This window comes from Levilactobacillus muriae, from assembly GCF_045862015.1.
In the GTDB taxonomy this organism is placed as follows: domain Bacteria; phylum Bacillota; class Bacilli; order Lactobacillales; family Lactobacillaceae; genus Levilactobacillus; species Levilactobacillus muriae.
Genome location: NZ_BAAFRU010000033.1, coordinates 1 through 12,471 on the forward strand (window position 1 = coordinate 1; position 12,471 = coordinate 12,471).

Sequence of the window (12,471 nt, forward strand, 5' to 3'; positions counted from 1 at the left end):
GAATTCTCCTTGTATATTGTTTTTTAGTCGACTCAATTATACTCGTGGAGCAATCCATGTCTATTTTTGTACAGTAAAAGCCCGACGCGTCGGGCTTTTACTGTACTTTTTAACTTTCAACCTTTAGTGTAGACGTAGAGGATGCTAATAGTTCTAGCGATATACCCACAACGCAACTGACCGTAAACTATATCAATCACGCACAAGATTCTTTGAAGAAGTCGCAATTTACGGTGGGGACGCAACAGGTGTCGGACTTGGTAACCGGAGTAGCAACGCTTAAGCCAACTACGGATATTGCCGGTTATCGATTAGATACGACAATTGCACCGACCACGACGGGAAATGAAGTGACCTTCACCTACAATCCGACCGTCACGTTCCAATTCCAAGATGCGAGTGGCCAGCAACTGGCAGATGACGAGGTTGTGTCTGGCGAGCCGGGGGATAAATACACCGTTCCGGATAAATCAACCGATGCGGCCTTTAAGGGCTATGTACTGAAGTCGGTCAAGGAGGGTACGCCATCTGGCGTCTACCAGAATACGCCACAGACGTTTACTTACGTTTATGGTAAGCCAACGACCAATACGACTGGGTCGGCAACCACTGACACACAAGCAGCGCCGGTAACAGTTCATTACCAAACAGCAAGTGGTGTAAAATTAGCCGATGATGCGATCATTAAGGGGACGGTGGGGTCAGCCTATCAGACGAAGCAGCAGACGATTAACGGCTATCACGTCGCAAAAGTTGTTGGCCAAACAACTGGCAAATTGACGACGGATGCTCAGACGGTGACCTATGTTTATACTAAGAACGCAGCCGCGGCCTTCAAGCCATTCATGATTTACGTGAAGCAGGGATTATATCGTTATGCCAAGCCAACCTTTAAGCAGAGTCAACGGTTAGCACACGTTAAGGGGATGCCGCGCATTAAAGCCAAGACGTTCAAGGTCGTGGGTATAGCGAAATCAACTCAGGGACGCACACGGTATCTGTTGGCCGATGGCAGCTACGTGACGGCAAAGGCTAACTTTGTTGCCAACCTGTACTGGCAAGGTAAACACTATCAAAGCCTGATTGTGGCTAATCCTAAGGGAACTTACGAATACAAGCAGACAACCTTCAGTCGCTCCAATCGCGTAAAGCATCTGAAAAAGGGAACAACTATCAAAGTAAAACGGCTGGTTCGTCGTGGTTACATGACACGTTACCAGCTAGCTAATGGTCATTATCTAACGGGGAACAAGCAGTGGGTTTCAGTGAAATAGATCGTATTAAACACAAGCCGCGTACACGCTTCTTAGAAGCAGTGTACGCGGCTTGTGTGGTTTAAGTGAGGCAAAGCTTCTATCTGGGATCGTCTACCAGGTTAGAATTGGTTTAATATGAAGTGCCGCCTATACATAGGAAGAAAGTAGAATCTCCTTAGCCACAAGCAGCTTAAAAGTCTATGCGTTTCCTGATCCATGAGCCAACGATGATGCAAGTCCTGAAACAAGCTAACGCCACCCTACGAGATTAAGCTCGGTCATCACGCATGTGGGCCAGCGACTGCGGATACATGCAGCCGCCGGTGTCTAGATTGATCAGGACACCACCGGCCAAGAGAAAGCCGTTGTCGCGACTTGCAGGGTCCAGCTTGCTCACCACATCGCGAACAAAGTCGAAGCGGTGATCGTTCATCTGAGCGGGGTCCGTGTAGGCGTGGCCCTCTTGAATGTCGTAGTACACGGCTGGGGCGACGGCGGGATCCAGCGCGAACTTGGTCACGTCTAAGGGGAAGGCAATCACATTGTTCTTACGCGACTTGGGTGGGGTCATATCAGGCACGACGGATTGCTCGGAGATCTTGGCGCTGGGTGTCTGATCGGTAGCGGGAAGATTCTTGTTCAGGTACGCATATTTAGTTGTCATTAATGACTCCTTCTTTTGTCTTTAGGAGTTTCCGGTAGGTGATAAGCTTCACTATAACCGATGACCAGCGGGGATGCACGAGAAATGCGGTGTGGCGTGCAGGAAGCGATGGCTGGGCGATTAAAGGTGACTATTTTGGAAACAGCGACAATGAGAGCAGGTGGAGATGATGTTGGCCGGTAATAGATTGTAGCCGAGTCTCACGCCATCACCAAAAAAACGGCAAAATAAAAGCGCCAGCGAAGAATTTTCGCTGGCGCCTACCTTAAAGAAGTTAATCGTTTCCGTTCTCCACGGAAGCGATCACTTTAAGGTAACTATTCCCAGTTGCCAAAAAGCATCACCCCCTTTCATTTAATGACCACAGTATGGACCCCCACGGGGAGAAAAGCAAGTGAATTGCCTTTCCTTAAATCGGGATTAAAATTAAGCAAAATGAAACAGCTTAACGGGGACTTAATCAATGAGTTTCACAGCGGTTTCAACAGTTAAAAACTAATGGGTTAAATGACAACAATATTACAAAATTCGTGATATTGTTTCATTCCAGCGACAAAAAGGAGTTAATCCTTGTGTATTGGCGCTTATCCGGCTATAATCATAATCGTAGTTAGGGGATAGCTTGAACGAGTTGCGATGTTACGAGAGAAATTTCTTAACAAAATCGCTAACTTCGGTTATACTATTCTTGCTTGGTAAATTACATACATTATGTTTGAAGGAAGAAATTTATGCAATCAAGTTTAAAGAAATCACTTTACTTGGGCCTCGCTGCCTTAAGTTTTGCTGGTGTTGCTGCAGTATCAACTACTGCATCTGCAAAGTCATACGCTAAGGCCGGTGCTTACACGACTTTAGCTGCTAAGGCTGAAACTCGTAACGTTGAAGCAACTGGTTCAAATGCTTTATACACTAAGCCAGGTACTGTTAAGGGTGCTAAGGTTGTCGCATCTAAGGCTACTATGACTAAGTTAGCTACTTCAAAGAATTCAGCTAACTACTTCCGTGCTTACGGTGTAAAGACTACTAACCGTGGTTCAGTTTACTACCGTGTCGTAACTATGGACGGTAAGTACCGTGGTTACATCTACGGTGGCAAGTCTGACACTGTCTTTGCTGGTGGTATCAAGTCTGCTAATACTACTAAGACAGCTACTACTCCAATCCGGACTACTGGCTACTACTTGAATGATACTTCAAAGAACACTATCTGGACTGCCCCTAAGAACACCCAGTATGGTGCCAAGAAGGTTAGCCTTTACGGTGTAAAGAGTGATACCCAATTCACTGTAGATCAAGCTGCTACTAAGACGCGTGAAGGTTCATTGTACTATCACGTAACTAGTGACAACAAGGCTGTTTCTGGCTGGATCTATGCTGGCAAGGGTTACGACGTTAATGGTGCAGATGCACAAGTTCTCGGCGGCTTGTCAACTAACAAAGCTGCTGCAACTGCAACCGAAGACAACAGTGTTACTGTTGTATATCGTGATGCCAATGGTGCCAATGTTGGCACTAAGACTTGGGTGACGACTTCAGCTGATAAGACTACTGCTGGTTCAGCTGTTTCTGATACCGCAACTGCACCTGCTGTTTCTGATTTAGCTAACTTGTCAACATTTGCTGGTGCCAACGTGCCTAGTGGTTACGCTGTAGCTGCAAGCAGTGTTGATAAAGACGGTAATGTTGTTGTTACTGGTGCTAGCTATGGTAACAAGACTTACGTTAATGTTGCTAAAGCTGCTGTTTCTAAGGTTTCACTCGCAGTTTCTGACACTAAGGCTTCTACTGCTAACCCGTTAGACAGTACTGATGCTGTTAATGCAAATGACAAGACTCAAGCTGGTACTCTTGTAAAGGCTGCTGATGTTAACGTTACTACTAATGCTGCATCTAACAAGGCTTTAACTGCTGCTTTGACTGGTGTTGAGAATGGTACTGTTAACAACACTACATTGCAAAGTGCTTTGAGTGGTGTTACTAAGATCGAAGGTACCAAGACTTGGATGTCAGTTAACAACAAGCCATACCACTACGTTTACACTGTTGATGCTGCCGGTGTAAGTGGTACTACTTTATTCGGTAACTCAGCTAATGCTACTGTAACCGCAGAAGTTACTGCCGGTGTTGCACCTGCTGCTACTACTGCTGCTACTTGGTTGAACTAGTTATTCGATACAAATAATATATAATTAGACTATGTTTAGTTATAAAGAGGCCCTTTCTTGAGGGGCCTTTTTTTGTGTGCGCCCGGCATGGGCGCTAACTAGGCGGTGAAAGTCCGTAAGCACCTAATAAATGACCGTATTGGAATTTAGATTAAAAAGAAGATGGCGTCCTCGTAGAGCAAGGACACCATTTTTCATTTTTATCCGTACTTGGATACCATCAATTGTTGAACGTTTATGAAGGATAGTACCATGTATGGGTTGTCGGGCTCTTATGTAAAATTTAAGTTAAGCCCTAAATGTTTTACCCTTTTTCTCGTGTTTTACTGGTATACTTACAAGCGTTGCAACAAACTGCAATAAATGATGCTTCATCGGAGGAGAACAAAACATGCAAAAAAGTTTAAAGAACTCATTGTACTTAGGATTAGCAGTATTGAGTTTAGGAGCCGCTACGGTGGTTAGCACGTCTGCTGACGCCGCTTCAAAGGCTAAGGTATCGTCTGACGTTACCTTGAAGACTGATGCTAGCACGCGTAATGTTGAAGCAACGGGGAAGAATGCTTTATACAGCAAGCCTGGTACCGTTAAGGGTGCTAAGCGCGTGGCTTCCAAGTCAACGATGAAGAAGCTGGCTAATTCCAGCAAGTCCGGTGACTACTTCCGGGCATACCGGGTAGCCAAGACGAACAAGGGCTTGGTTTACTACAAGGTTGTGACCATGGATGGTAAGTACCGTGGCTACATTTACGGCGGTAAGGACATGAGTGTCTTTGCTGGTGGGATTGCTGTAGCTAACACGACGACTAAGGCAACGATGCCTTCTCGGACGACTGGTTTTCATTTGACGAATGCCAAGAAGAACGGTCTCTGGACTGCGCCTAAGAACACGCAATACAAGGCTAAGAGTGTTAGCTTGTACGGTGCCAATTCATCAGACACTTTCACGGTATCTGACGCTCAGACCAAGACGCGTGAAGGTAGCTTATACTACTACGTGACCGATAACCAACACAAGGACATTGCTGGCTGGATCTACGTTGGCAAGGGCTACCAAGACGCTTCAACGAAGACCTTGGGTGGTTTGACGGTTAATGCTGCTGAACCAGATGCGACGAACGATAACAGTGTGACTGTTGTTTACCGTGCTAATGGGGCACAAGTTGGTTCTGCTAAGTTTATCACGACTGATAGTACTGCCAAGGCTGGTAAGCCTGTCGGAACGATGAAGAACACCGCTGGTGACACGTTAGCCGCATTTGCTGCTAACTCTGCACCTGCTGGCTACAAGACTTCAGCAACGACCGTAGATACGACTAATGCTACGTTTGGTAACTCACTGTACGTTGATGTGACGGCGGCAGCTACTTCTAAGGTGTCATTAGTTGCTGAAAGCGTAACGAATACGATCAGTGGTGCGGCTGTTGATGTTAACAGTCCTTTGACTAAAGGTGCATCACTTGCTAACCAAGCTGCATTTTCATTGAGCGATACAGCTATCAACGCATTAACTGGTGAAAAGGGTCAAGAAATTGGTGACACTAACTTAGGAACTATTGCTACTGGTTTTGGAAACAGTGTTGTTAAGGGGACTAAGACTTACTACACTACTGCCGGCAAGCCAGTTCACTATGAATTTACGTTTACAACTCACTTCCTGACGGATAATCGTTTAGCTTCATACGGCGACACGTTGACTGCTTACTTTACGGCTCAGTTACAAGATGGCGCTGCTACTGCATCTTCTTCCAACAATAACTGGATTGCTTAACATATAATTTTAATTGATTGCATAGTGTGGGGGGCTTCAGATCTTTGATCTGGGGCCTCTTTTGATCTGACAAATTTACAATTGAAGTGCAACAAGTAAGAAGAAAAAAAGAACTCATAGCCTGAATCCTGTAAAATGAAGTCACCACAACAATCACTTAAAGGAGATCTTAGGCTATGAATTCGTACAACCATCTTACCTTAAAAGACCGAGAATGCATACTGTTAGGTGTCACTTTAAACGAGACCTATCAAGGTATTGCGAAGGAAATTGGTTGTTCTAAAGCCACCGTATAACACGAAATTAAGCGCAACGGTGGTCGTGATGCATACTCAGCTGTGAAAGCACAAAAGAACTATCAGAGACGTCGACTGAAAAGCCGACGTCTTAGACTCCTAGCTGACTTGAAATTACGATACTTTGTCCTTCACCGAATCGTTCAACACCAATGGTCTCCGGAACAAATCTCAGGACGCTTAGTTCATGAAAATAGCGAATGGCGAATCAGTTACAACACTATTTATCGCGGAATTGAACTCGAAAATTTGGGGATTAAGCGCAAAAGTCACGGCGCTCGTGGCTTTGCCCGTAAGCTACGGCATCGTGGTAAAACCCGCAAGGTCAAAGGACGGTTAACGAACGCTGGGGCCGGTTTATTGTGGGACTGAATTCGCAGGATATCGCGAGGTTAGTCAAGAGCTTGGCATTCCGGTCTATTTTCCAGATCCACACGCGCCCCAGCAACGGGGAACCAATGAGAATACCAATGGTCTTGTTCGTGAGTACTACCCAAAAGGAACCGATTTAGATCAGTTCACTGACCAAGAGATTTATCAATTTGTTGAAGTGTTAAATAACCGACCACGCAAGATTTTAGGCTGGAAGAGTCCATCTGAAGTTTTCTTTGGGACCAAGTTGCGCTTGATTTGACAATTCGTCCTAATTCAATTTTTATGGTATTGATTCAACCTTAAATTATCAAAGTAACACTCACTTCACACAGAGCGTATGTCGTCTTGTAGCCTTTTAGACACAGGTTGATTCGTAGTTTAATCGGTCCCAAATTAATGTGATTGACGGTCATTGTTGATATAATTATGATAGTATTAACTAACATGGACTATCTAAGTTGTATACGTGAATAAAAAAGGCTGGTAGAAGAAATGACTAATGATCATGAAAAAAAGGCAAAAAATAACTCTGGGAATAAAGCACAATTCAAGATTATTCAAGGTGGGTTAAGTAACCATGCTCGGGAAGTAACATTTGATCAGTTGAAATCGTACCTACAACCAATACTTTCTGAAAAAATTCACATTAATTTTCTCATTGGGTCAGGGTCTTCGCTACCGGCAATTCCAATTATGGGAACAACATTTTCCGATTATAAAAAAAGCCATAAGAATGATGGGGAATTTAATAATATATTGAAACTATATTATGAAAAATGCTCGAATGAGGCAGATCTGAATAATATTGAATTGTTTCTTTCATGGTTGGCCAACAGAGTCAATGGATTATCACAGTCAGAGTTAGGTACAGAGCAAAAGATAAAGGATGAGCTGACGAAAACATTAATAGATTCAATAACTAAGGGGTATCTTAAGGAAATTAAAAAAACAAATCGAGGTACTAAAGACGAGTCTACGAATAGTCCGGATTCAACAACGACGAATTATGAATTATTTATTAGACGTACTGCAAAATTACGTGAAAGTACTTCTTCCCAGTTTGACACAGTTAATTTGTTCACAACGAATTATGATTTGTTCTTAGAAAATGCATTGGATGGTTTAGATTATGCATATACGGATGGTTTTCGGGCAAAGTTGCACCCAGAATTCAATATTACAGAATATAGCAGACGTCCTGTTGATGTTGCACACCGTTTCCGTAACCGATGGTCTCCAGTAAGTCCTTTTTTTAGAGTGTACAAACTACATGGATCTATTAACTGGATTGAAGTCGATGACAAAATCGAAAAAAAGTCAAACATTAAAGAGGTAGGGGAATCAGTAGTTATTGCTCCAACCACGTCAAAGTATGCAGATAGTCAGGGAGCCCCCTATTCAGATTTGTTTCGGGAGTTATCAGTTCAACTACTCAATCCCAATTCTTTACTAGTTGTTAATGGTTTTGGTTTTGGAGATGAGCATATTAATGAATTGATTATTCAAGCGCTCGGTAGATCGGACTTTGCATTGCTAGCTTTTGTTAAAGAGGATGAAGTAGGAGTTACAAGGTTTATGGAGAAAGTTAGAGGTAATACTAAGGTTACATTTATAACAAATGGGAAGGAAAACGATAAAGCAAACTATTTCTCTACTTTGGTAGAATTATTGGCATTTGAAGATCCCTTTGAGGTTCATAAGAACAGTGAGGATCCTGCAAGTGATAAATAAAAATGAGCGACAATTAGGAACTATTGAATTTGTAAATCAACAAATAATTGAATTTTCTGCTAGCTTTTCAGATCTTGAAACTAAAATTCATAATGGACGTTTTCAATCTGTACACGGAATTAACGATTTTATTTATACGAGAGTAAATTGGAATACGTTAGTTTTGTATAGAATTACACGGGCTAGAAATAATACTTTTGATAAAAACATTTCTGGCAACAGTTTGGGAGAAAACGATAAAGTGATATTTTCTGCAGAACCAGTGGGAACACTTGTTAATGATGAGTTTAAATCAGGAACGTTGACCTATCCAATGGTTGGAACTACGGTTTTTGCGATGGATGAGCTTTTGTTGGAAGATATATTTTCGAGTATAGGAGATAATCTTGTTAGTCTGGGCTCAATTAACAATTATCCTAATTTGTATCCGAAGATAAACCTTAAAAAATTACTTACATCACATGTTTCAATTCTTGGAAATACTGGGTCTGGAAAGTCTACAACACTGAGAGTGCTTGCCGATAGATTAAATAAAATAAGTGATGGGTTAAGTAGTCTTGCAAAATTCTTTATTTTTGATGTTCATGGAGACTATGGTGAGCTGAAATTTGCTAAGCACATTCCAGTAAGAGAAATGCATCTTCCGTTGGAAAAACTGAGTGTTCAAGACTGGGAGGCAGCTCTGCTACCAAGCGAAAAGACACAAAAGCCAATTTTAAATAGGGCACTGCAGATTGCTAGGGTATCTCCGAGGGGCAAAAAAATAATTTACGCAATTTTGGCGAAAAAAGTCATAAGAAACGAAGCGAGCGAGTCATTTGTCTTATTGAAAAGGGCCGTTTCAAAATGGTTCGCTTTGATTTTTGAGAGTGACGATGAAGCTATGAAATCTCTAGAGGACTGGCAGCAAAAATACTCTGATATTATTGGTGAGGATAAAGTAATAAATTTACTTGAAGGTGAAATACCAGCTGCTGGTCCTCATACAATTGAAGGAGTTATAAACGAATATACTGAGTCAAAGATGACTTTAGATGGATTGGGTGTTTCATTCGATATTGTTTTTGGTGAAGAAGAAGCAAAAGGAAATAAGCGTGCAAGAATGAATACAGAAACGATGATGGGCAGATTTCGTAACTTGGAGTCAAAGTACGGTAATGATGGTGTGCTAAGTGAAAACCATGGTGATGCACTTACATTGGAACGTTCAACTTTAGGCGCGGAGAAGTTCTTTGTCTTGGATCTCACTAATTTAGATGATGATGCACTCAGGCTTGTATCGAACTATCTTTGTCGCTCAGTGTTTGAGTTTAATTTGCATTTTGATCATACAAAGCGTGATGAGATGCCTTTCAATTACTTATATTTAGATGAGGCTCATCGATATGTACGCGAAAACAGTGAATCTGATGATTCTACAATTTTTGAAACAATAGCTCGAGAAGGAAGAAAATTTAATGTATACCTGTGTGTAATTAGCCAGATTCCAAGCGAATTATCAAAGGTCGTTTTGTCACAAACTGGAGCTTTTTTCATACATAGAATTCAAAATTCCGCAGATTTGGACTTTATTAGAAGAAATGTTCCGTCAGCAACAGATCACTTAATTTTACGATTGTCTAATTTACCGGCCGGTACGGCGTTACTTTCCGGAAACGCATTTGAAATTCCTTTTGAGTTGGTAGTTGATGCAGGAGAGTATGGTAATGTATCGTCTTCGTTGTCACCCATTGAGGGAAAGGATAGTTCTATCGAAGAGAGTTAAGTGCAGTTATGGTGAATATGGTTTGAGAACAGTAGTTATAGTAATGGTGTTTGAAATTTTTACCGAGCAGACGCAAATTGGTTTACTTGTTAATAGCGGTTGTAAAATGTAGGGAAATGGCGATTAGAAATTGTCGGTTTTCCTACATTTTTTGATATCATGAATTACATTGAGATCAAGGAGGTTAGTAGGCACCTAACAACTGACCGTCTATGATTGGTGCCCAATCTACGATATGATTACCTCATGGCGAATTTTATAATCAAGTTAGCCACTTGAAATTTAGGGCAGAATAAATACACCAAGACGTAAATCTCAGGTATCATTGGAGTTCCTACAACTAACAATGAAAGAGGTTTTCGTCTTGATGCAAGAACAGCTTACCATGAATCGTCCCAAGGGTCACCATTTAACTTTGAAAGAACGTGGAAACATAGAGGTCTACTTCAATCACGACGGGCATTCTCGCCGTGAGATTGCCAGGTTGATTGGCGTTAGCCCACAGACCATAAATAATGAGATCAAACGGGGCTTGGTGATCAATAAACAACGCATTAACGGTAAGGAAAAGCTCTACGAAGTCTACGTGGCCGAACTTGCTGAAGAACGGTACCACAAGAATCGCGAGACCTGTCACCGGCCTTATAAGTTCCTCCAGGCAGTCGACTTTGTAGCCTTCTTGTCGAACGCTTTAAGGAGGACGGCTGGGCTCCCGACGCTGCTGTGGGCCGTGCCAAGGCTTTAGGCCTCTTTCAGCCTGAAGAGATGGTCTGTACCCAGACATTGTACAAGTACATCGATGAACAGCTCCTAGAGGTCTGTAACCTGGATCTCGCTGAAAAGATGAGCCGCCGGATATCAAAACACGTGGTTCATAAGCATAGTCGTATCTTGGGGCGCAGTATTGAGGAACGACCAGCGGCGGTGGATTCTCGAGAAGAGTTTGGCCACTTCGAGATTGATACAGTCGTTGGAAAGCGTGATTGGTAAGGAGAACGTAATTATGACCCTGATTGAACGCCAAACGCGCTTCCAGATTATCCGCCTCATTGATGGTCGTGATGCTGATTCAGTGGCCTACGCTATGAGGGGAATCATTAAGGAATACGGCTCTGTTATTCAGTCAATTACTGCCGACAACGGGCCAGAGTTTGTGACTCTCGAACAAGTGATGAACCCAATTGCCCCAGTCTACTTTACGCACCCTTATACGTCTAGTGAACGTGGTACTAATGAAGTTCACAATCGTATGGTTCGCCGGGACTTTCCCAAGGGTGAGTCGCTTGATGCATTCAGCCCAGCTGATGTTGCCAATACTACTGCCAAGCTAAACAACATGCCTCGCCGTTAATTGGCGTTCCAAACTCTGGCCGAGCTCTTCGCCGCCTGCGGCGAGGCTCCTCGCACCAACCAACTTCAATCCCCTGGAACCCCTTGGTATCAGTATTCAGGCCTAGTGACTAATTTGTTATTGCAATTTGCGTAATTATTTAAACACTCATTGAAGATCCTTCATTTAGTAATTTTTCCGATGTCAAAATAAATTGGAAGTTATTTCATTCCTTCTGGGGACCTGCAAAAGTAAGATTTATATCTATCACTATGAGCAGAAGGATAAAATGGATGTCCTTCATAGCCGCTTTAGACGAAGTGGTGTTGAAGCAGCTAGAGTTTCAAATAAATCAAAAATTGGAGAATAAGTCCTTTGGCAAATTGTATGGCTATTACTGGAAATCTGTAGTTATAGTAGTTCTCTTGCTTATTAGCTTAGGATTATTAGGTAAAAATGTAGCACAAGATAATAATGTTAGAGTTTTTAAAGAAGTGGCACATTTTTTGAATTATCAGCCAGTAGTCTTAGCAACGCTTGTTTTCTTTATACTAGTTGTTATCGGTTTAATCGGAAGTCAGTCATATTTGATTTACCACGATGATAATACAAATAAATACGTGCTAACGTTAATTGAAGATGAACTTATAAAAAGAAATGATGAGGAGGAAGGCAAAGCCTCAAAAAATTGGGGGCATATAAAGCGGATCAGACGAGGACACAGAGTATAATTTCAGTAGTCTTCAAAGCAAAAATTGCTTTTAAGCGTGTAGGGCTTTAAAAAGTATTGTAATTTTTAATTGCATGTAACATTTTGTGTAAAAAGTAGTGAGTGTTTTAGTGGTAGTGGATTGCCACTTCGTAAAGCGACAATAGCTGATGTGGAGAGTAAAGAGAGTGCGTATAAGAATATAATTAATGATGATAAGTAAGATATAATAGTATCAAGATATCTTTAATATGATGTTGCTGAAAGGTAGGGACAACTGGGAGTGTCAAATTTTTTGTGTAAATGGAAGTCCTCTCCCATTAGCTAGCTTCTAATACATGGATTCTAACGTATCTTGAATTTGCTTGAAACCTCGATGCGTTCGCTCAAAATTTTGGCCGTTGTA

At 42.1% G+C, this 12,471-nt stretch carries 7 protein-coding genes and 2 pseudogenes; 8 read left to right on the forward strand and 1 reads right to left on the reverse strand.

Annotated elements, in window-relative coordinates:
* Positions 1 to 212: 212 nt before the first annotated feature.
* Positions 213 to 1,274, forward strand: a complete 1,062-nt coding sequence (locus tag ACKTSF_RS13625; RefSeq protein WP_407890145.1) for a MucBP domain-containing protein — start codon at positions 213 to 215, stop codon at positions 1,272 to 1,274.
* Positions 1,275 to 1,524: 250 nt separating this feature from the next.
* Here the strand turns inward: ACKTSF_RS13625 and ACKTSF_RS13630 are convergent, their stop codons facing one another.
* On the reverse strand, positions 1,525 to 1,920 hold the full coding sequence (locus ACKTSF_RS13630) for a hypothetical protein (RefSeq protein WP_407890146.1): 396 nt from the start codon (positions 1,918 to 1,920) through the stop codon (positions 1,525 to 1,527).
* A 731-nt stretch (positions 1,921 to 2,651) separates the two neighbouring features.
* Here ACKTSF_RS13630 and ACKTSF_RS13635 point away from each other — a divergent pair.
* The 7 genes and pseudogenes from ACKTSF_RS13635 to ACKTSF_RS13675 all read left to right on the forward strand — a co-directional run bounded on the left by ACKTSF_RS13635 (position 2,652) and on the right by ACKTSF_RS13675 (position 12,087).
* Positions 2,652 to 4,088, forward strand: coding sequence for an S-layer protein (locus ACKTSF_RS13635; protein WP_407890148.1), 1,437 nt, complete (start codon positions 2,652 to 2,654; stop codon positions 4,086 to 4,088).
* Positions 4,089 to 4,479: 391 nt separating this feature from the next.
* On the forward strand, positions 4,480 to 5,859 hold the full coding sequence (locus ACKTSF_RS13640) for an S-layer protein (protein ID WP_407890149.1): 1,380 nt from the start codon (positions 4,480 to 4,482) through the stop codon (positions 5,857 to 5,859).
* 176 nt (positions 5,860 to 6,035) lie between these two features.
* A pseudogene (locus ACKTSF_RS13645) lies at positions 6,036 to 6,789 on the forward strand (IS30 family transposase).
* 233 nt (positions 6,790 to 7,022) lie between these two features.
* The gene (locus ACKTSF_RS13650; protein WP_407890151.1) at positions 7,023 to 8,261 is read left to right on the forward strand and encodes an SIR2 family protein; all 1,239 of its coding nucleotides are present in this window, start codon (positions 7,023 to 7,025) and stop codon (positions 8,259 to 8,261) included.
* The gene (locus tag ACKTSF_RS13655; RefSeq protein ID WP_407890153.1) at positions 8,251 to 10,026 is read left to right on the forward strand and encodes an ATP-binding protein; all 1,776 of its coding nucleotides are present in this window, start codon (positions 8,251 to 8,253) and stop codon (positions 10,024 to 10,026) included. Before ACKTSF_RS13650 ends, ACKTSF_RS13655 begins: the two co-directional genes overlap by 11 nt.
* Positions 10,027 to 10,372: 346 nt before the next feature.
* Positions 10,373 to 11,377: pseudogene (locus tag ACKTSF_RS14575) on the forward strand (IS30 family transposase).
* A 272-nt stretch (positions 11,378 to 11,649) separates the two neighbouring features.
* Complete coding sequence (locus ACKTSF_RS13675; RefSeq protein WP_407890158.1) at positions 11,650 to 12,087, forward strand: hypothetical protein; 438 nt, start codon at positions 11,650 to 11,652, stop codon at positions 12,085 to 12,087.
* Positions 12,088 to 12,471: the final 384 nt, after the last annotated feature.

Excerpts from the sequence above, each read along its gene's own strand:
- ACKTSF_RS13630 (WP_407890146.1), bottom strand. The coding sequence starts at position 1,920 with ATGACAACTAAATATGCGTACCTGAACAAGAATCTTCCCGCTACCGAT.
- ACKTSF_RS13635 (WP_407890148.1), top strand. The coding sequence starts at position 2,652 with ATGCAATCAAGTTTAAAGAAATCACTTTACTTGGGCCTCGCTGCCTTA.
- ACKTSF_RS13640 (WP_407890149.1), top strand. The coding sequence starts at position 4,480 with ATGCAAAAAAGTTTAAAGAACTCATTGTACTTAGGATTAGCAGTATTG.
- ACKTSF_RS13650 (WP_407890151.1), top strand. The coding sequence starts at position 7,023 with ATGACTAATGATCATGAAAAAAAGGCAAAAAATAACTCTGGGAATAAA.
- ACKTSF_RS13675 (WP_407890158.1), top strand. The coding sequence starts at position 11,650 with ATGTCCTTCATAGCCGCTTTAGACGAAGTGGTGTTGAAGCAGCTAGAG.